The organism is Streptomyces sp. NPDC057682 (assembly GCF_042799575.1).
GTDB lineage: Bacteria > Actinomycetota > Actinomycetes > Streptomycetales > Streptomycetaceae > Streptomyces.
Window position 1 is genome coordinate 70,802 of record NZ_JBHVIN010000006.1, and the last position, 20,807, is coordinate 91,608.

Sequence of the window (20,807 nt, forward strand, 5' to 3'; positions counted from 1 at the left end):
TCGGCGTCGACATTGCCTGAATCGATGATCCGTCAGATTCCGCGCGGTATCTCCGTCAAGACCCCGCCAATACGGTCGATCGTGAGATTTCAGTCGTCAATTCTTGTGCTCAACACTGCATTCACAAGCGGGTGTTGCACACCTATTGACGCGAGCGGAGACGAGGGAGAAGTATCCCCAACTGCCGGAGAGAGCGCTCTCCGGCTTCGTGTCGTGCACCCGTTCCGCGACCCAGGAGACAATCCCCCATGTACGCACCCCCCTTGTTCCGCAGACCCGCGGCTCCGGCCGGCAGAAGACGTACCGGCGTGCTGACCGCCGTCGCCGGTCTCGTCGTCTCGCTGCTGGCCTTCGCCCCGTCCACCCCGGCCAGCGCGGCGCCGTCGCTGCTCTCCCAGGGCAAGACCGTCACCACCTCCAGCCAGGAGGGCGACGGCACCCCGGCCCGTGCCGCCGTGGACGGCGACAACGGCACCCGCTGGTCGAGCGCCTTCTCCGACCCCCAGTGGATCGAGGTCGACCTGGGCGCCACCGCCTCGGTCGAGCAGATCGCGCTGCGGTGGGAGGCCGCCTACGCCAAGAGCTACAAGGTCGAGTTCTCCACGGACAACAGCACCTGGAGCACCGCCTACTCGACCACCACGGGCGCCGGCGGCAACGAGACGCTGAACGTCTCGGGCTCCGCCCGCTACGTCCGGCTGACCGGCATCGAACGGGCCACCCAGTACGGCTACTCCCTCTGGGAGTTCCAGGTCTTCGGCACCACCGGCGACGGCGGGAACGGCACGCCGATCCCCGGCGGCGGCGACCTCGGCCCGAACGTGCTGGTCTTCGACCCGTCGACGCCCGACATCCAGGCCAAGGTCGACGCGATCTTCAAGCAGCAGGAGTCGGCCCAGTTCGGCAACGGCCGCTACGCGCTGATGTTCAAGCCCGGCACGTACGACAACATCAACGCGCAGATCGGGTTCTACACCCAGATCGCCGGTCTCGGCCTGAAGCCGGACGACACCACGTTCAACGGTGATGTCACCGTGGACGCGGGCTGGTTCAACGGCAACGCCACCCAGAACTTCTGGCGCTCGGCGGAGAACCTGGCCCTCAACCCGGTCAACGGCACCGACCGCTGGGCCGTCTCCCAGGCCGCCCCCTTCCGCCGGATGCACGTCAAGGGCGGACTCAACCTCGCCCCCAACGGCTACGGCTGGGCGAGCGGCGGCTACATCGCCGACAGCAAGATCGACGGACAGGTCGGCCCGTACTCGCAGCAGCAGTGGTACACCCGCGACAGCTCGATCGGCAGCTGGGGCAACGGCGTCTGGAACATGACGTTCTCCGGCGTCGAGGGCGCCCCCGCCCAGAGCTTCCCCAACCCGCCGTACACCACGCTGGACACCACCCCGGTCTCCCGGGAGAAGCCCTTCCTCTACCTCGACGGCAACGACTACAAGGTGTTCGTCCCCGCCAAGCGCACCAACGCGCGCGGCGTCTCCTGGAACGGCACCCCGCAGGGCGAGTCCATCCCGCTGAGCCAGTTCTACGTGGTCAAGCCCGGTGCCACCGCCGCCACGATCAACGCGGCCGTGCGACAGGGGCTGCACCTGCTGTTCACGCCCGGGATCTACCACGTGGACCAGCCCGTCACCATCGACCGCGCCAACACGGTCGTGCTCGGCCTGGGGCTGGCCACCATCGTCCCGGACAACGGCGTGACCGCCCTCAAGGTCGGCGACGTCGACGGCGTCAAGCTCGCCGGACTCCTCGTCGACGCCGGACCCCAGAACTCCCAGGTGCTCGTCCAGGTCGGACCCGAGGGAGCCTCGGCCGACCACTCCGCCAACCCGACCACCGTCCAGGACGTGTTCGTCCGGGTCGGCGGAGCGGGCGCCGGCAAGGCCACCACCGCCATGGTCGTCAACAGCGACGACACGATCATCGACCACACCTGGCTGTGGCGCGCCGACCACGGCGAGGGCGTGGGCTGGGAGACCAACCGGTCCGACTACGGCCTCCAGGTCAACGGCGACGACGTACTCGCCACCGGACTGTTCGTCGAACACTTCAACAAGTACGACGTCCGCTGGTCCGGCGAGCGGGGCAGGACGATCTTCTTCCAGAACGAGAAGTCCTACGACGCCCCCAACCAGGCCGCCGTCCAGAACGGCAGCACCAAGGGCTTCGCCGCCTACAAGGTCGACGACTCCGTCACCACCCACGAGGGCTGGGGCCTGGGCAGCTACTGCTACTACAACGTCGACCCCACCATCCGCCAGGACCACGGATTCGAAGCACCCGTCAAGCCCGGCGTGAAGTTCCACGACCTGCTCGTCGTCTCCCTCGGCGGCCAGGGCCAGTACGAACACGTCATCAACAACACCGGATCCCCCACCTCGGGCACCTCCACGGTCCCGTCCAACGTGGTGTCGTTCCCCTGACCCACAGGAATCCGTACCCCTTCGGGGTGTACGCGTGACGCGGGGCCCGGCAGCCGCTGCCGGGCCCCGCGCTCAGCCGAACGGCACCGAGGGGGATCCGCCGAGCTTCTGCTCGGACCAGATGACCTTGCCGCGTTCGGTGTAACGGGTCCCCCAGCGCTCCGCGAACTGGGCGACCAGGAAGAGTCCGCGCCCGCCCTCGTCCGTCGTCGCCGCGTAGCGCAGATGCGGCGAGGTGCTGCTGCAGTCGGCCACCTCGCAGATCAGGGCGCGGTCGTAGAGCAGGCGCACGGTGATCGGCTCGGTGCCGTAGCGGATGGCGTTGGTGACCAGTTCGCTGAGGATCAGTTCGGTGACGAAGGCCTCCTCGTCGAGCCCGTGGTCGTTGAGCCAGCGGATGGCCTCCTTGCGGACTCCGGCTACCGCGGCGGGGTCCGGGGCGACGTCCCACTGGACCCGGCGGGAGGGATCGAGGATGCGGGTGCGCGCCACCAGAAGCGCGACGTCGTCGCCGGGCCGGCTGGGCAGCATCGCCTCCAGCACGTCGTCGCAGGTCTCCTCCGGCGTGCGCACCTCACCGGCCAGGGCCGCGCGCAGCGCCTCCAGCCCCTCGTCGATGTCCCGGTCGCGCCGTTCGACCAGCCCGTCCGTGTAGAGCACCAGCCGGCTGCCCTCGGGCACCTCCAGCTCCGTGGCCTGGAAGGGCATGCCGCCGATGCCGAGCGGCAGACCGGGCGGGATGTCGGGGAAGCGCACGGTGCCGTCCGGCAGGACGAGGGCGGGGCCCGGATGACCGGCCCGAGCCACGGCGCAGCGCCCCGAGACCGCGTCGTAGATCGCGTACAGACAGGTCGCCCCGGTGATCGCGCCCCCGCCGTCCTCCTCGTCCTGGTCCATCCGCACGACGAGTTCGTCGAGGTGGCCGAGGAGCTCGTCCGGAGGAAGGTCCAGCGTGGAGAAGTTGTGCACCGTGGTGCGCAGCCGTCCCATGGTGGCCGCGGCGTGCAGTCCGTGGCCGACGACGTCACCGACGACGAGGGCGACCCGGGCGCCGGAGAGCGGGATCACGTCGAACCAGTCCCCGCCGACGCCCGCCTGCGCCGGGAGGTAGCGGTAGGCCACGTCCAGGGCGTTCTGCTCGGGCAGACCGCTGGGGAGCAGGCTCCGCTGGAGGGTGACCGCCATCTGGTGCTCGCGGGTGTAGCGCCGGGCGTTGTCCACGCTGACCGCCGCCCGCGCCACCAGTTCCTCGGCGAAGGAGAGGTCCTCGTCGTCGAAGGGCGTCTCGGTCCCGGCGCGCCAGAAGTTGGCCATGCCGAGGATGACACCGCGCGCGTGCAGCGGGACGGAGAGCAGCGAGTGGAATCCGTGGGCCAGGATCCGTTCGGCCTGCTCGGGGTCGGCCTCGCGCCACTGCCGCGACGTGGTGAGGTCGGGCACCATCCAGGTGTGGCCGCCGCTGGTGCCGAGGCCCTCGGCACTGGTCGGCACGAAGCCGATGACCCGGCCGAGCGGATGGACCGGGAGGTCGGGCCCGGTGCCCCGTACGGCGGTGCGCCGCATGTCGAGTACGTCCCCGGTGGGTCCCTCGGGCTCCTCCCCGCGCAGCACGGCGTCGGCGAGGTCGACGGTGACGCAGTCGGCGAATCCGGGCGCGGCCACGTCCGCGAGTTCCTGCGCGGTGGTGGTGACGTCGAGGGTGGTGCCGATCCGGGCCCCGGCCCGGTACAGGAGCAGGAGCCGTTCGCGTACGGTCTCGGCGCGGCCGGTGACGGCCTGGAGCTCGGTGGTGTCCCGGAGGGTGGCGACCGTGCCGGGCTGGCCGCCGCGTTCGCCGGTGCGGCGCAGGTTCACGGCGAGCAGCCGGTTCCCCGCGGGGCTCAGTTCGTCGGTGGCGCCGCGCCCGGAGGCCAGCAGGGCGGCGGTGCGCGGGTCCAGGCCCAGATCGTTGACGTCCCGGCCGTCGGCGTCGGCCGGCAGGTTCAGGAGGCGGCGTGCCTCGTCGTTGGCGAGGACGAGACGGCCGTCCGCGTCGATGATGAGGACGCCCTCGCGCACGGCGTGCAGCACCGCGTCGTGGTGTTCGTACATCCGGGTCATCTCGGCGGGTCCCAGGCCGCGCGTCTGGCGTCCCAGGCGCCGGCTCACCAGGGCGGCGCCGCCCGCCGTGAGGGCCAGGGCGATCACGGCCGCGCCCAGGGCGAACGGGATGCTGGGGTAGGCGAGCCGGTTCACGGTCTCGACCTTGATGCCGACCGAGACCAGTCCGGCCGGGGTGCCGTCGCGACGGTCCACGGGCACCACGGCGTTGACCGAGAGGCCCCGGCTGGCCTTGATGGTGCGGGTGATGCCCTCGCCCTCCAGCGCCGGTTTGTACGGGCCGATGATGGTCTTCCCGATCCGTGCGATGTCGGGGTGGGCGTAGATGATGCCGTTGGACCCGGCGACGACGACGTACTCCACTCCGGTGCTGCGCCGGATGGCCTCGGCGCGCGGCTGGAGCACGAGGGAGGGGTTGCGGCTGTCCAGGGCGGCCGCCACCCCGGGTGCGTTGGCGAAGGTCCGGGCGACGCTCAGCGACTGGGAGCGTGCCTCCTTCATGCTGTCGCGGCGGCCCTGGACGACGAGCGCGACGACGGCGGCCGCGACGAGCATCGCCACGATGCCCAGCATCAGGAAGAAGACCTGGCCGGCCACCGTGCGGACACTGAAGAACGCGCGGAGCCTGCCGCCCCGGCCGGGGCGGGGGGCTTCGGGACGGGAGTTCCCGGGGCGGGAGGACCCAGCCCCTTCACCGCCCGGGGGTCCGGTGTCCCGCCGATGCGGCTGCCGGGCCGAGCGGTGTATCCATGTCCGGAACCGACCTGTACCAGCCACGTCTTCAGGTTTAACAACGATTTACGGCCTTCGCCTGTTCGGAAGCGATCATCCCTCCCCGCCGACGTGTGAACGGCTCACGGCCAGGGCATAGGACGGATTACCGACAGGAGGTGGTGTCCGTGGGCCGCATCAGGATCGTCCGACGTCCGCAGCTTCCCTCCAAGCCGCCGCCACTCGACCTGCGCACTCCCTCCGGGCGCCCGCTGCCGTACTGACCGCCGGCGTCCGTCCGTCGCCCTCGGGGCCGCACTCCGTGCGGCCCCGAGGCGCGTTCCGGTGCCGGGCGGCACCGTCCCCCACGAAAGGCTTCCCATGCACGACGCGCACACGGACCGTTCCGCCCCGGACGAGGGCCCCGCGCCCGGTTCCCCCGGGGTCGCCGAGGACGCCCGGGTGATCGTGGTGGGGGCGGGCCCGGCCGGCTCGTCCGCCGCGTTCCATCTGGCCTCGGCGGGGGTCGACGTGCTGCTCCTGGAGAAGTCCGACTTCCCCAGGGAGAAGGTCTGCGGGGACGGTCTCACCCCACGCGCGGTCCATCAGCTGATCCGGATGGGCGTCGACATCGACGCGCCCGGATGGACCCGCTCGCGCGGGATGCGCTGGGTGGCCGGGAAGCACCAGGTGCACATCGACTGGCCCTCGCTGGGCGCGTACCCGGACTTCGGTCTCACCCGCAGCCGGCACGACTTCGACGACATCCTGGCCCGGCACGCGGTGGCGGCCGGCGCCCGGCTGCGGACCGGGGTGAAGGTCACGGGGCCGGTGACCGACCGCTCGGGCCGGATCACCGGGGTCACCGCGGTGGCCGGTTCCGGAAAGCCGGTCGTGCACCGCGCCCCGATCGTCGTCGCGGCCGACGGCGCCTCGGCCCGGATGGCCCTGGCGATGGGGCTGGAGCGCGACACGCGGCGGCAGATCGCCACGGCGGCCCGGCGCTACTACCGGAGCCCCGAGCGGTCCCGCGAGGAGTTCCTGGAGCTCTGGGCCGATCTCCGCTTCCCGCGCGGGGACGCCTATCTGCCGGGGTACGGCTGGATCTTCCCGATGGGCGACGGCCGGGTGAACGTCGGACTGGGGGCGCTCCCCCACCGCAGCCACGGCAAGGCCGATCTGCGCGCGACGCTGGACCGCTGGCTGGCGCGGACGCCCGAGGAGTGGGGGCTGCGCGAGGAGAACGCGGAGGGGCCGGTCCGCAGCGCCGCGCTGCCGCTCGGGTTCAACCGCCATCCGCTGTACTCCCGGGGGCTCCTGCTGGTCGGCGACTCCGGCGGCATGGTCTCCCCCTGGAACGGGGAGGGCATCGGCCAGGCGCTGGAGGCGGGCGAGGTGGCCGCGGAGACGGCCGCGCTGGCCCTGGCCCTGCCGGCGGGCCCGCGACGGGAGCGGGCGCTGCGCCACTACCCGGTGGAGATGAACCGCCGCTGGGGCCGCTACTACCGGCTCGGCAACACCGCGGCCGACCTGGTCTTCAGCCGGTCGGGGTTCCAGCCGCTCCTCAACCGCTATGTGATGGGCTCGCCCCGGCTCCTGGACGCGCTGGCCCGGCTGCTCACCAATCTCACCGAACGGCCCTCGCGGGACGCCGTGGACCATGTCCTCAACACGGCGGTGCGTCTCGTCCCCGCGCCCGGGGTGCGGCGGCGCTGAGGTCCGGGGGCCGGCGGGCGGCGAGCAGCAGGGCGATGTCGTCCGGGCGGTCCGCCTCCTGTCTGGCCCGGCCGATCACATGGTCGGCCGTGTCGGCCAGACAGGCCCCGTCGTATCCCTCGACGGTGCGGCGCAGCCGTTCGACGCCGACGTCGATGTCGGTGCCCGCCTCCTCGACCATGCCGTCGGTGTAGAGGGCGAGAACGGCCCCGGGTTCCAGTCGCAGTGAGGTGACCGGGTAGACCGCGTCGGGGTCGACGCCGAGCACGATGCCGCCGGGCAGGTCCATGACCTGCGTGGTGCCGTCGGGGTGGCGCAGTACGGGTTGCGGATGGCCGGCCCGTACGGCGCACGCGGCGCCGGTCGCCGGGTCCAGGCTGATGTAGCAGCAGCTGGCGAACTGGCCGGGGTCGAGGTCGATGAGCAGCCGGTTGGTGCCGCTCATCACCTCCTGGGGGCCGTGCCCGCTGAGCGCGAACGCCCGTACGGCGCTGCGGAGCTGGCCCATGGTCGCGGCGGCGGCGACGCCGTGGCCCTGGACGTCCCCGATGACCAGGGCCAGTCTGCCGCCGGTCTCGATGACGTCGTACCAGTCGCCGCCGACGTCCATGCCCTGGGTGCCGGGGAGGTAGCGGCCCGCGGTCTCGACGCCTTCGACGACGGCGAGCCGCCGGGGCAGCAGGACGTCCTGGAGCCCGCGGGCCAGGGCGGCCTCGGTGTCGTACCGCTGGGCCCGTTGCAGGGCCTGGGCGATCAGTCCGGCGAGGGCGGTGAGGACCGTGCGCTCCTCCGGGCTGAAGCCGCGCGGCCGGTCGAAGCCGAGGATGCAGGAGCCGACGTGGCGGCCGGAGGCGATCAGCGGCAGGAAGGCCCGCGCGCCGTAGTCGGTGTCCATGGGCAGGCCGGGGTAGGCGGCGGCGAGCCGGTCCATGGACTCGTAGAAGAGCGGCCGGCCGGTGGTCAGCGTCTCGACGCCGGGGATGCGGACGTCCAGGCCGACGCCGTCGAACCGGTCGAGGAAGCCCTCGGGGAAGCCGGTCTCCCATTCCAGGTAGAGGTGGTGCTCCTTGAGCAGGTAGATGGCGAGCTGGCGGCCGCCGAAGGCGGGGAGCAGTTCGTCGGTGACCACGGCGGAGACCTGGCGGGCGGTGACGGCCTCGGTGAGGGCGATGGCGAGGGCGACCGGCCGGTAGAGCGCGGCGGAGCGGTCGGCCGGGGAGCCGAGGCCCAGTCCGGGCGAGGCGACGGAATCGGGGGTGTACGCCGGACGGTCGGTGGGGGTGAGGACGACGGTCAGGCCCTCGTTGCCCGGGTACAGGGAGACGGTCAGCCAGTCGGGCGGGGGGCGGCGCACCAGGAAGTGGACCGGAGCGTCGGAGATCATCGCGGAGCGGTACTGGTCCTCGTGCGCGGGGTTGGCGAGCCAGGGCACGACCTCCCAGAGGACCTGTCCGACCAGCGCGGACCTGGGCATGCCGAGGATCTTCTCGGCCGGGCGGTTGGCATAGGTGATCCGGGCGGCGCGGTCGAGCGAGAAGATCCCGGCCGGCAGCCGGTCGGCGGCCTCGGGGACGACCGGGGCGGTGCCGAGGTCCACGAGGAAGCCGGTGAGATGGGTGGTGGCGCCGGGACGGGCGGTGTTCGCCCGGCGCCCCGAGACCTCCAGCAGATGGGAGCGTCCGTCGGGGCCGCGCAGCCGCATCCGGCGGACGACCGGGCCGCGCGAGCCCTCGGCCCGGCGGGCCAGGGTCCACAGCCCGTAGACGTCCTCGGGGGCGAGCCGCGCGGCGAGCGCGTCGATGGTGCCGGGGAAGGAGTCGGGCTCGCTGCCGAGGATGGCGCAGAGTTCCTCGTCGGCGACGACGGCTCCGCTGCCGAGTTCCCAGTCGAAGCGGCCGATGCGCATGGGCGGCGAGCCGGCGGCGGGCAGCTGGACCGGGAGGGGCTCGTCGTCCCAGGTCGCCTCCGTCCCCGCGGAGCGCAGTCCGGCCAGTGCGGAGCCCAGCCCTTCGGCGACGCCGCGCAGTCTGCGGCGGTCCGCGGTGCCGACGGGGCGGCCGGGGGTCGCCGCGCGCAGGACGACGAGGACCCCGACGCGCTCGCCGCCGGCCGAGACCGGGACGTAGAGCGAGCCGAACGGGAAGGGCAGCCCCGCCATGAGCTGCGGGAAGCGGCGCATCGCCTCCTCGGTGTCGGCGAGGTGCACGGCGTGGCCGGAGCGGAACGCCTCGGCGACGGGGAACGGGCGGTTCACATGCATCCGCCACCAGGGGCGGAACAGCCGGCCGGGCAGTCCGGCAAGGACGGCCAGCCTCAGGAGTCCCGGGCTCCGGGAGCGCAGATAGACGCCTCCGGCCTGTCCGCCGGCGGCCTCGATCGCGTTCACCACGGCCTGGGCGAGGACCAGCGACAGTTCGTCGGGCGCCCGGGTGTCGTCCTTCTCGCCGGGCCGGCCCTGACTGCCGGCCGGTGCGGTGCGCCGGGCCGTGCCGTACCGGGTCACACCGCCAGCATGCGCCCGGGGCGCCGCGACGCGCTATTCGGCGGAGGGGACGGGGCCCACCGGCATGCGGGGGTTCGTCCGCCGTGCGAATCTGAAGGGTGCCCGTCGTCCGCGATCCGTCGAGGAGGCACGATCATGGGCAAGAAGCAGAGTCGGCAGAACCGCGGCGCCCGCACCGGGGGCCACGCGTACGGCGCCCCCTCGGAGAGCAAGGACCAGAAGTCCACCGACCAGGCGTCCGACCCGGCGAAGGCGATCTCCGAGCAGGTCTCCCACAAGCGCGAACGGAAGTTCGGCCACAACTGACCCGGGAGCCCCGCGCGACCGGCCCGGAAGCCCGTGCGGCAGGGAAATTACTCTCAGGTATGTAGTGACTTCTCACGCATGCGCCAGTAGAACTCGTTCCCATTCGAGTGAGAGTGAGGAACGTCACATGGCGGCTACAAGCTTACCGGACAAGGAGTCCAGCGGAGTATCCCGTCGCGGGTTCATCGCAAGAACAGGTTTCATTCTGGGGGCGGCGGCGCTCTCCACGAGCGCCACCGCCCCCCGGGCTCGGGCGCGTACCGCGCCGGTCATCGGCAACGGGCAGCAGGTTCCGGTCCTGGTGATCGGCACCGGCTACGGCGGCTCGGTGGCCGCGCTGCGTCTGGCCCTCGCCGGGGTCGACGTCCACATGGTCGAGATGGGGATGGCCTGGGACACCCCGGGGCCGGACGGCAAGATCTTCGCCAACACCACCTCGCCCGACGCGCGTTCGTACTGGCTGCGCACCAGGACCAAGCAGCCCCTCAGCAACTTCCTCGGCTTCCCGATCGACCGGTCGATCCCGCGCTACACCGGGATTCTGGACGCCGAGGAGTTCAGCGGGATCACGGTCTACCAGGGGCGCGGCGTCGGCGGCGGCTCACTGGTCAACGGCGGCATGGCCGTCACCCCCAAGCGGGAGAACTTCGGCGCCATCCTGCCCACGGTGGACGCCGACGAGATGTACGCGACGTACTACCCGCGCGCCAACGCCGGTCTCGGGGTCTCCACCGTCGACCCGGCCTGGTTCGAGAAGGCCGACTGCTACACGTACGCCCGGGTCGGCCGCAAGCACGCCCAGCGCTCCGGTTTCCCCTTCGTCTTCGTGCCCGATGTGTACGACTGGGACTACATGGAGCGGGAGGCGGCCGGAACGGTCCCGAAGTCGGCGCTGGCCGGAGAGATCCTGTACGGCAACAACTACGGCAAGAAGTCGCTCCAGAAGACCTATCTGGCGCAGGCCGCGGCGACGGGCCGGGTCACCGTCTCACCGCTGCACCAGGTGACCTCGGTCGCCCCCGCGCCGGGCGGCGGCTACACCGTCGTCATCGACGAACTGCGCACCGACGGCAGTGTCGCGGGCACCAAGACCGTCACGGCGGGCAGGGTGTTCTTCGCGGCGGGCAGTGTCGGCACCAGCAAACTGCTGACCCGGTTCAGGGCGACCGGGCTGCTGCCCGGTCTGAACGACGCGGTCGGAGCGGGCTGGGGCGACAACGGGAACGTCATGTGCGGGCGGGCCAACCATCTCTGGGACCCGACGGGTTCGGTCCAGGCCAGCATCCCGTGCGGCGGGATCGACAACTGGGCGGCCGGGGGCGCGTTCGCCGAGGTGGCGCCGCTGCCGACGGGGATCGAGACCTTCGCCTCGTTCTATCTGTCGATCACCAGGAACCCGCACCGCGCCCGGTTCACCTGGAACGCCGCGGCGGGCCGCGTCGACCTCGACTGGCAGACCGCGTGGAAGCAGCCGTCCATCGACATGGCGAAGACGATCTTCGACAGGATCAACTCCAAGGAGGGGACGATCTACCGCACCGATCTCTTCGGCACCTACAAGATCTGGGGCGACCACCTCACCTACCACCCGCTCGGCGGCGCCGTCCTCGGCGAGGCCACCGACAACTACGGCCGTCTGCACGGCCATCCGGGGCTGTACGTCATCGACGGCGCGCTGATCCCGGGCAACACCAGCGTCAACCCGTTCGTCACCATCACGGCGCTCGCCGAACGGAACATCGAGCACATCATCGCCACCGATCTGTGACCGCAGGACCGGGACGCGAACCGGCCTCCGCCCCGCGGTGACCGGCCCTCCCCCACGGTTCCGCACCGCGACCGGGCTGTCCGCCGGCAGCCCGTTCAGTGGCCCGGCAGCACGCACACCGCGTCGAGTCCGAGCACATGGTTGAGCCGGCCGAACGCCAGCCAGGACCCGATGCTCATGCTCAGTTCCACGATCTCGCGCTGGCTGTACCGCGCCGTCATCCGCGCCCAGAACTCCTCGTCCAGTCCGTGGTGGTCCAGCGCGTACCGCTCGGCGTACTCGGCCGCGAGGCGGGTCCGTTCGTCGAAGGCCTCCGTGGTGCGCCATTCGGTCACCGCGTCGGCGAACTCCTCCTCGACCTTGTGCCCGTCGCGTTCGGTGCGCCAGTCCAGGCAGAACAGACAGCCGTTGATCTGTGCGATGCGCAGCCGGGCGGCCTCGAACTCGCGCAGCCCGAGCGTGGTGTGTTCGTACACCGACAGCGAGAAGTTCGCGGCGGCCATGCCGATGCCGGGGACCATGTCGCCCCAGACGTAGCCGATGGGCTCCTGGCCCTCGGGGATGTCGATGATCACGGCTGTTTCCTTCCCAGTCGGCCGGTCGCGGGGCGCAGCGGCACGTCGAGTGCGTCGTAGAGCCCGGGTTCCGCCTCCACCAGCCAGTCGATGGCGTTGACGAGCCGGCCGACGGCGGTGGCGTTGCCGCCCGCCGAGCGGTTCTCGCCCTCGTCGCCCGCCTCGACGGTGACCTCGATGCGGGGGCGGCCCTCGACGATCACCCGGTGGGCGCCGGAACCGTCGGGCGGGGACGGCCAGTCGGGTGCGCAGGAGGGGTGGATACGGGTGATGTGCTCGATGACGATGCGGGGTTCGCCCCCGACGATGCCCTGTACCTCGAAGCGGACGGCGCCCTGGGTGCCCGCCTCGAACACGCCCATGGTGCGGGTGGTGACGGTCGTCTCCAGAGGTCTGCGGGCCATCGTCTCGCGGATGTCGTCGAGTTCGACGCCGAGCCCCCGTGCCATCAGGCGTATCTGACCGCCCCACACCATGGTCGGGACGGAGGGGGCGAGCATCAGCGGCTCGTACTCCATGGGGTGTCCCATGCCGATGAGGTCGCGTACGGAGTCGGGCTGGTCGTACGTGGAGTAGTCGAAGATCTCCTGGCAGCGGATGGCGTCCACGGTGGTGCCGAGGCCGCTGATCAGCAGGGGCAGGACGTCGTTGCCCCAGCCGGGATCGACGCCGGAGACGAAGAGGGAGCCGCCCCCGCCGGCGACGGCGGCGAGCACGGGTTCGCGCAGTTCGGGCGGGGCGCCGCGCTGGTCGTAGAGGGCATAGAGGGCGGGGGTGACGACGACGGAGCCGCCGGCGACGGCCCGGGTGATGTCGGCCAGGGCCTCGTCGGGGCGGATGTCGCCGGAGGCCGCGTAGACGACGGCCCCGGGGGCGGTGGCGAGCACCGCGTCGATGTCGTCGGTCGCCGTGACGCCGAGATCGTGGTCGAGACCGGCGAGCCGGCCGGCGTCGCGGCCCCTCTTGGCGGGGTCGTGGACGAGGACATGGGCGAGTTTCAGGGCCGGATGCGCGTCGACGGCGCGGATGGCCGCGCGGCCGACGTTGCCGGTGCCCCACACCACCGTGGAAATCATGCGGCGGAGGGTAGCGCGCGGGATGAAAGGTTCATAGTGCCGTCGCGCACCGGATTCAGCGGGTTCCGGGCGGCCTTCCGGAGCCGCCCGGTCCGCTCTGCCGGGCGCTGCTACTCGTCGATGGCTCCGCCGTATCCGGCGCTCTTCTCCACGCCCCCGAAGGTGCCCGCGTCGAAGGTGCGGGAGCCGGTGGCCGTCACCCCGCCGGGACCGACCGGCAGGATCCAGACGATGCCGTCGCCCGTGTTCTCCCCCGGTGCGGCGGCGAGCAGGGCGGCCCGTGCGTCGCCGTCGTCGTCGGACAGCCGGACCTGGCCGCCCCAGCGGTCGCCCCGTTCCGCGGCGCCCGGGATGCCGGGCGCGTCCTGGTCCCAGGAGGCGGCGCCGGTGGCGGTCAGCCCCTGGGCGGAGCCGCGCAGCAGCCAGACGGCGCCCGCGTCGGCGACCGTGCCGATGTCCTCGCCGGGCGCCCCGATCGCCACGTCGGCGAAGCCGTCCCCGTCGGTGTCCGCGACGGAGAGGTCGGCGCCCCAGCCGTCGCCCGCCTCCGCTCCACCGGGAACGCCGGGGGTGTCCTGGGTCCACCACACGGGCGGGGTGCCGGGGCCGCCGGCGCCGACCGGACCGTCCCCGGCGCTTCCGTGGTACACGCCGACGACCCCGCCGGTCGTGGTGGCGCCGCCGTCGTCGGGGCTGTACGGCTCTCCGGTGACGAGGTCGTCGTAGCCGTCGTGGTCGATGTCGCCGGAGGCGACGGCGGGGCCGCCGCGCAGGTCGTGGTCGAAGCGCAGCCCCTGGACCTCGCCGAGCAGGACGGCGGAGCGGCCGTGCCCCGGCTCGGTGCCCGTGGTGAGGCCGGACACGACGAGGTCGGCGAGGCCGTTGTCGTCGTAGTCCCCGGTGGTCAGGGACCGGGGCGCGATCTCGTGCCCGGGTGTGCCGGGAACACGGCCGGTGCGGGTGGCGGGCGCCTTCCGGGTCCGCTCGTCGTACTGGAACTGGGTGAGGTCGGTGCGGTCGATGACGGCGAGCTGGTCGCCAGGGATGTCGGGGCTGAAACGGGCCGCGGCGAGCGCGCTGCCGAAGGCGGCCCCTGCGGCGGGTGCCGGGGCCTGCAGCCAGGCGCTGCCCGTACCGGAGAGGCCGGTGGGCGATCCCCAGAGGACGACGACACCACCCGCGTCCCCCAGTGGCTCGATGTCCTCGCCGGGTACGCCCACGACCGCGTCGGCGTACCCGTCGCTGTCGAGGTCACCGGTGGCCAGGGCCCGGCCGAAGCCGTCGCCTGTCTCGGCGGCGCCGGGGACGCCGGCGGTGTTCTGGTCGAGGACGGCACCACGGACCGTGCCGACGCCGTCGGGGCCGCCGTACTGCACGGTGACGTAACCGGCGCCGGTGCGGCCGCCGGCCGTGCCGCCGGGGGCCCCGATGAGGACGTCCTCGTAGCCGTCGCCGTCGAAGTCCGTGGCGCGGTCGCCCGCGCGGAGGCCGGCGGAGGGGACGGCGTGGGCCGGGGGCGCGGCGACGGCGGCCCCGGACAGCAGGAGGAACGAGGCCGCGACGACGGCGGCGGGACGGTGGGTGCGCACGAGCGGCTCCTCGGCTCGAAGGCGACCGGGCGGAGTCCGAAGGGGGGTGGCCGGGAAGGGCCCGTCACCCTCCTGGCGATGTGTTCGACGGCCGGTGCGGCACAAGGGTTGTACGGCATGCGGACAGGGGTGGCAGGGAGCGGGTCCGCTCCCTGCCACCCCTGTTCATGCCCGGCTGTGCGGGCGGGTGACGTGTGTCCCGGTGGCTCAGTAGGCGCCGAAGACGTTGTCGATCGAGCCGTACGTCGCGGCGGCGTAGTTGCACGCGGCGGTGATGTTGGCGACCGGGTCGTAGATGTCCAGCGAGGTGCCGGCGACGTGGTACGCGTCGAAGGTGGGCTGGATCACCTGCAGCAGGCCCTTGGACGGGGTGCCGGCGGCGGCGTTGGAGTCCCAGTTGTTGATGGCCTGGGGGTTGCCCGTGGACTCCCGCATGATGTTGCGGTAGATGCCGTCGTAGCTGCCGGGGATGCCGTGCTCGGCCATGACGGCGAGGGATTCCTTGATCCAGCCGTCGAGGTCGTTGGTGTACGTGGTGGCGGTCTTCTCCGCGACGGGCGCGGCAGCGACGGTCTCCTCGGCGACGGGGGCGGCCGTCGTGCGCTCGGAGCGGTCGGCGCGGTCGGTGTTCTCGGCGCGGTCGGCCGAGGCCTCGGCCTTCTTCTCCACCGGCTTCTCGGCCTTCTGGGCCTTGAATTCGGCACCGGTGGCGGCCTTGGGTGCGGCTGCCTCGGAAGTGCCGCCGACGACGAGCTTCAGACCGGGGTGGATGAGGTCGGGGTTGGATCCGACGACGCTCCGGTTGTCCTTGTACAGACGCTCCCAGCCACCACTGAGGGAATGCCCCTGGGCGATCTTGTAGAGCGAATCGCCGGAGACCACGGAATAGGTCGTGGGCGCGGCCTTGCGCACGGCGATTTCCTTGCCGGCGAAGGAAGTCGGGGCCGCGGCCTTTTCGGCGACGACGGTCTTGGCGGGGGCGGCGGAGGCCGATCCGGCGGCGATCAGGGGAAGTGCGAGAACGACTCCGCCCGTGCTCACGGCGATGAAGCCGCGGGTCAGGGCGGTGGACTTGGCACGACGGTGCTTACCCACGATGGGCATGGCGCTTTTCCTCTCCGTCGCCTGCGAGGTGAGCTGTCGGGTTCGGACTGGAGATGTCCGGTCGCACAAGGCGACTTCACCCCTAGCCGCTCCGGATTTCCGGACCGGCGGCAAACCTGGTTCCCCCGCTCCTGCCGTACGTGTGTGGTCGGGTGTCCGGACGGCGGCAGGATTCGGCGTTCCATCCGGATGGACCGTGACCGTAAGCGAGAAAGTCCGGGCCGAACAAGCCCGGAATTCCTGATCATTATCGAATTCCAAGATCAATGAACCGCAATATGTGTCACCGGCCACATGCGGGGACGTCATTTTTCTTGGCGTGCCAGGGAACCGGAATTGGCGATCTTGCGTCCGGGGCGGCAAACGTGACGCTGGCCACTGGGTCCGATATGGGCGATTTGACCACCCACTGGAGGGCGTGACCCGGCGAACGGACACCCGGAACGGCCCCGTTGGCAATCGGCGCGATCGAAATGATCGGGATGATTTGCGTGATTCGGACTATTCACCCAAGCGTGGCGTGGCTCCGCCGGAGTACGCCGGGCGGAAGGCCCCGGGCCGGGCGCGCGGGACCACGACCGGTGAGCCGTCCCCGGGGGCGCTCAGGATGTCCGCGTCCAGTGCGTGGACCTCCTTCACCAGGGCGTCGTCGACCGTCTCGCGCGGAACGCCTGACGCGACGATCCGGCCGCCTTCATGGCGACGAGCAGATCGGCGTAGCGGGCGGCCGCCGCCAGGTCGTGCTGGACCATGACGACGGTGCGGCCGGCCACCGCGACCTCGCGGACGAGTTCCAGCACCTCGACGGCGTGGTCGAGGTCGAAGGCGATGGTGGGCTCGTCGAGCAGGACGACCGGGGTCTGCTGGGCCGGGACCCTCGCGAGCCGGCAGCAACGGCGCCGGCCGCCCGCCCTTACCCTTCGCGTCGGACGGTGGCGTCGCCCACCGGCCCCGGGTCTCCCCGCCGCTCGCCCGCTCCCGCCCCCGCCCCTCAGCCCTCCAGCAGCGCCCCCACGGCCGACGCGGTCTCCGGATACCTGCCTGCGAGAACCGCGCCCGTCGTCCCCGTACCGGCGGTTGCCCACGGCTCCTCGCTGCCGAGCAGCGCGGCGACCGCGTCGCACGTCTCCCGGTGGATGCCGAGCAGGACGCGGCCGGGTGCCCCGCCGGCGTCCGTCCGGTGCGGGGCCACGGCATCCGGCAGGGCGCGCCACGGCGGTATCCAGCCGTCCAGCTCCGCCAGCCGGGCGGGGAAGGTGCGTCCGGCCTCGCGGACGAGGAGCGGCGCGAGGTCGGCGCCGCCCGCCCGCAGGGTGGTGATCAGGGTCGGGAGCCAAGGCAGGAGCACGGGGTCGGGCAGCCGGCCGAAGGCCTGTGACACCGCCTCCACGACGAGGTCGCAGAGCGCGGGCACCGGCTCCAGGGCATGCACCAGACCACTCAGGTAGCGCGGATAGGCCGGCACGACCAGGGGGTTGTCCAGCAGTCCGGCGAACCGGGCCCGCAGCTCGTCGCGGGAGAGGTGGCCGAGCTGGACCTGCGCGGCCCACAGCAGGGCGGTCCTCGCGGGGTCCTTCGGGTGCGACTGGGCCAGCGCCAGGCGGAGCTGGGCGCGGTCGCAGCCCAGCGAGAGCGCCAGGCTTTCCATGCTGAACAGGAAGCCGAGCATGGCCGCGACCTGTCCCACGGTGGCGTCCTCGTCGGCGCACGCGGTGGGCAGCAGGGTGCAGTAGTGCGCGTAGCCGGTCTTGACGAAGGCCTCGATCCACCCGGGCAGGACGGGTTCGGCCGTCCGGTAGTACGCCAGCAGCCGGCGGATCCGGCGCAGCACGTCCGGTGCCCCGTCGACGGTCCGCTCGGCGGCCAGCACCTCCAGGGCCCGGGTGCCCAGTTCGTCGGCCAGCCGCCGGCTGCGCAGGTGGAGGATCGCGTCCTCGACGGCTTCCAGGACGGTGGCCGTCGTGGTCTGCGGCGCGTACGCGATGCGGCGCAGCCGCTGTTCCAGGACCTGCTCGATGCTGACGCCCTCGTAGCCCAGCTCGATCAGCGCGCGCTGATGGGTGCCGAGGGCGAGGTCCCAGGACTCCTGGATCGAGCGCTCCCCCAGGCGCCGTTCGCCCATGATGGGCCGGGCGGCGCCCGGCGGCATCAGCCGGCGCAGCATCCACAGGACGTCGGAGCACGGCTCCAGCTCCGGACGGGAGGCGAGGTCCAGGAGCGCCCGGCGGACCCCGCGCTGTTCGAGGCGGAGGCCGAGGACGGCCAGCCGGTCGTGGACGTCGCGGGCGAGTGGCGGCAGGGCGTCGTAGCCGACCCGGCCGATCCGGTCACCGCCCATCATGATCTCCACGAGGCGGCGCACATCGCGCCGGCCCGGCACGGTGTCCTTCTCGATGCAGGTGACGGCCGCGTCCTGGAAGTCGTACGGCGTCGGCCGGACCCGGTCGCGCATCCCGGCCAGCAGGATCGACGTCTCGAACACCGCGATGGCGTCGGCCGTGGAGGCGAGATAGCCGTTGCGCCGGGCGGCGCGCACGATCTCCACGCACCAGCCGAGCAGTTCGGCCTCGTCCAAACGGTCCGGCACCGGTGCCTGGGCGAGGAAGCCGGAGAGCCGGTCGGTGGCGGGCGCCTCCGGCTCCGGCGCCGGGAGGACGGTCGTCTTCGCCGACTTCGCGGCCTTCGTACCCTTCTGGCCGGCCAGCCGGAACGGCTTGACGCGGGTGCGCTTGACGTTCTTCGCCCAGAGGGACGCGGCGATCGACACCGAGCCGGGGGCGAGACCGAACTGCGCCTCGATGGCCGCGTGGCTGGACGGGATCAGGCCGTGCTGCCAGGTGGTGGCGGTGCGCGGGCCGATCTCGAAGGTGTCGGTGCCGTGGACGCCGAACTCCGGGACACGGCTCGCCGCGTGGAAGGCGCCGCAGACGTAGAGGCAGTCGGCGGGGTCGGTCCCGGTCGCCGCCAGGTGGTCTCGCATCCGCTTCCACATATGGCGTTCACGGTCCTCGTCGACCCGCACCCGGTGGGGGTCGCCGGGGGCCAGATGCCGGAACAGGCTGCCGATCAGCAGCATGACCTGGCGGTAGGTGTCGTGGTCGCCGTCGCCGAGCGGCAGTTCCACGTACTGGTGCCACCACTCCGACCAGTGCCGCACCTTGCCGTGGCGCAGCAGGTGCTCCTCCAGTTCGGCGAAGCGGGGGCGCAGGTCGCCGATCTCGACGCCCACGGCGTCCCCGTGCAGCGCCGCCTCCTCGGTCCTGGTCTCCCCCTCCCCTGCCGCCGTGGGCTCGTCGGAGGGCGGGGCGGTGTCACCGGTGGGCTCGGCCCGCGCGTCCCACTGGTAGACATGGTCCGAGGAGCGGTCGACCAGGACCAGTTCGACGCCAGGGGTGTCCAGCGCGTAGGCGATGGCCTGGTATTCGGCGGAGGCCTCCGTGAGGGGGGCGACCACCGACAGCGGGGCCCACTCGGCGGGGAAGCCGTCGATCTCCGCCGCGAACGCCTGGACGGCCACGGGCAGGGTGCAGTTGCGCAGTTCGGGCAGGAGCGGTGCCATGTCCTCGCACAGCTCCAGATAGACCACCTTGGGCTGCTTCTCCCGCAGCCGGCGGGCCATGGCGAGCGCGGACGCGGGCGAGTGGTGGCAGACCGGGAAGATCTCCAGCGGCTCGCGCACGGCACGGTCCACGTCGTCGACGATGCCGAGGAGGATGCTCTCCAGGGCGTCGGGGCCGTCCGCGAAGGTCGCGGCGGCGTCCTGCAACTGGGTGCGCAGCGCCTCGAATCCGGGCCGGTCGGGGGCGGTCACGAGAGCGTGGCGATCGCGTCGCGGCCGCCCTCCAGGAACTCGGGCCAGGAACCGCCCTCCTCCTTGCTGCGCGGCTCGACGACCCCGTGCAGGTACTTGTTGAGGATGGCCAGGTCCTCGGGGTCGCGCCGGGCCAGCGAGCCGACGAGCGAGGAGGCGAGGGTGCGGGCGGTGAGGTCGCGTTCGCCGAAGAAGTCGCCGTGCAGGATCGCGTCCTCCAGGACACCGATCTGCTCGGCGGTGGAAAGGGAGGACTCCAGCTTCTCGTCGTCGCTCGCGGCCGCCGCGGCCGAGGCCCGCAGATCGGCGAAGCTCCGCAGCAGGACGTCCAGGAGCGTGGGCGGCACGTCCAGTTCGATGCTGTGCCGGCGCAGCAGTTCCTCGGTGCGGAAGCGGACGATCTCCGCCTCGCTCTTCTTGTTGGTGACGACCGGGATCCGTACGAAGTTGAAGCGGCGTTTGAGCGCGGACGAGAGGTCGTTGACACCCCGGTCGCGGCTGTTGGCGGTGGCGATGACGGAGAAGCCGGGCTTGGCGAAGACGATGTTGTCGCTGTCCAGTTCGGGGACGGAGATGTACTTCTCGGAAAGGATCGAGATCAGCGCGTCCTGGACATCGCTGGTGGAGCGGGTCAGCTCCTCGAAGCGGCCGATCGCCCCGCTCTCCATCGCCGTCATGATCGGTGAGGGGATCATGGACTCGCGGGACTGCCCCTTGGCGATGACCATGGAGACGTTCCAGGAGTACTTGATGTGGTCCTCGGTGGTGCCGGCCGTGCCCTGCACCACCAGGGTGGAGTTGCGGCAGATGGCGGCGGAGAGCAGTTCGGCCAGCCAGCTCTTGCCGGTTCCGGGGTCGCCGATGAGCAGCAGTCCCCGGTCGGAGGCCAGGGTGACGATGGAGCGCTCGACGAAGCTGCGGTCGCCGTACCACTTCTGGGTGATCTCCCGGTCGAGGCCGTCGGAGCGCTCGGAGCCCAGGATGAAGAGGCGGACCATCTTCGGGGAGAGCCGCCAGGAGAACGGCTTGGGGTGATCGTCGACGGATTCGAGCCAGGCCAGCTCCTCGGCGTACTTGATCTCGGCGGGGGCGCGCAACAGGTCGGACATGGAG

General features: G+C 72.0%; 12 protein-coding genes, 1 pseudogene and 1 riboswitch. Of the genes and pseudogenes, 4 read left to right on the forward strand and 9 right to left on the reverse strand.

The genetic code is table 11. The features are described from left to right. Positions 1-248 precede the first annotated feature (248 nt). Positions 249-2,435, forward strand: a complete 2,187-nt coding sequence (locus ACFVDM_RS12445; protein WP_383636998.1) for a discoidin domain-containing protein — start codon at positions 249-251, stop codon at positions 2,433-2,435. 72 nt (positions 2,436-2,507) lie between these two features. Here the strand turns inward: ACFVDM_RS12445 and ACFVDM_RS12450 are convergent, their stop codons facing one another. Continuing rightward, positions 2,508-5,108: a SpoIIE family protein phosphatase gene (locus ACFVDM_RS12450; RefSeq protein WP_383638003.1), complete on the reverse strand. Its 2,601-nt coding sequence runs from the start codon at positions 5,106-5,108 to the stop codon at positions 2,508-2,510. 303 nt (positions 5,109-5,411) lie between these two features. On the opposite strand from ACFVDM_RS12450, the gene ACFVDM_RS12455 reads away from it, so the two are divergent. Beyond that, positions 5,412-6,962: a geranylgeranyl reductase family protein gene (locus tag ACFVDM_RS12455; RefSeq protein WP_383638006.1), complete on the forward strand. Its 1,551-nt coding sequence runs from the start codon at positions 5,412-5,414 to the stop codon at positions 6,960-6,962. Here ACFVDM_RS12455 and ACFVDM_RS12460 read toward each other — a convergent pair. Then, positions 6,913-9,465, reverse strand: a complete 2,553-nt coding sequence (locus ACFVDM_RS12460; protein WP_383637002.1) for a SpoIIE family protein phosphatase — start codon at positions 9,463-9,465, stop codon at positions 6,913-6,915. The two genes, ACFVDM_RS12455 and ACFVDM_RS12460, sit on opposite strands and share 50 nt — an antisense overlap. A 135-nt stretch (positions 9,466-9,600) precedes the next feature. On the opposite strand from ACFVDM_RS12460, the gene ACFVDM_RS12465 reads away from it, so the two are divergent. After that, complete coding sequence (locus ACFVDM_RS12465) at positions 9,601-9,771, forward strand: hypothetical protein (RefSeq protein ID WP_383637005.1); 171 nt, start codon at positions 9,601-9,603, stop codon at positions 9,769-9,771. A 127-nt stretch (positions 9,772-9,898) separates the two neighbouring features. Next, entirely contained in the window at positions 9,899-11,539 is a 1,641-nt protein-coding gene (locus ACFVDM_RS12470; protein WP_383637008.1) for a GMC oxidoreductase, read from the forward strand. Between the two features lie 95 nt (positions 11,540-11,634). Here ACFVDM_RS12470 and ACFVDM_RS12475 read toward each other — a convergent pair whose 3' ends face one another. The 7 genes and pseudogenes from ACFVDM_RS12475 to ACFVDM_RS12505 form a co-directional block, all read right to left on the reverse strand. After that, a complete protein-coding gene (locus ACFVDM_RS12475) occupies positions 11,635-12,114 on the reverse strand; it encodes a carboxymuconolactone decarboxylase family protein (protein WP_383637011.1) in 480 nt (159 codons plus the stop codon). Beyond that, positions 12,111-13,190, reverse strand: a complete 1,080-nt coding sequence (locus ACFVDM_RS12480) for a dihydrodipicolinate reductase (protein WP_383637014.1) — start codon at positions 13,188-13,190, stop codon at positions 12,111-12,113. The genes ACFVDM_RS12475 and ACFVDM_RS12480 overlap by 4 nt, the downstream gene beginning before the upstream one ends. Positions 13,191-13,300: 110 nt before the next feature. Next, the gene (locus ACFVDM_RS12485) at positions 13,301-14,779 is read right to left on the reverse strand and encodes an FG-GAP repeat protein (protein ID WP_383637017.1); all 1,479 of its coding nucleotides are present in this window, start codon (positions 14,777-14,779) and stop codon (positions 13,301-13,303) included. A gap of 207 nt (positions 14,780-14,986) precedes the next feature. Beyond that, the gene (locus ACFVDM_RS12490) at positions 14,987-15,883 is read right to left on the reverse strand and encodes a transglycosylase SLT domain-containing protein (protein ID WP_383637020.1); all 897 of its coding nucleotides are present in this window, start codon (positions 15,881-15,883) and stop codon (positions 14,987-14,989) included. Positions 15,884-15,888: 5 nt separating this feature from the next. After that, positions 15,889-16,072: riboswitch (cyclic di-AMP (ydaO/yuaA leader) on the reverse strand. A gap of 312 nt (positions 16,073-16,384) precedes the next feature. Beyond that, positions 16,385-16,794 (reverse strand): annotated as a pseudogene (fecE, locus tag ACFVDM_RS12495) (Fe(3+) dicitrate ABC transporter ATP-binding protein FecE); the annotation flags it as partial. 80 nt (positions 16,795-16,874) lie between these two features. Beyond that, on the reverse strand, positions 16,875-19,694 hold the full coding sequence (locus tag ACFVDM_RS12500; RefSeq protein ID WP_383637023.1) for a hypothetical protein: 2,820 nt from the start codon (positions 19,692-19,694) through the stop codon (positions 16,875-16,877). Then, complete coding sequence (locus tag ACFVDM_RS12505; protein ID WP_383637027.1) at positions 19,691-20,803, reverse strand: AAA family ATPase; 1,113 nt, start codon at positions 20,801-20,803, stop codon at positions 19,691-19,693. The genes ACFVDM_RS12500 and ACFVDM_RS12505 overlap by 4 nt, the downstream gene beginning before the upstream one ends. Positions 20,804-20,807 lie beyond the last annotated feature (4 nt).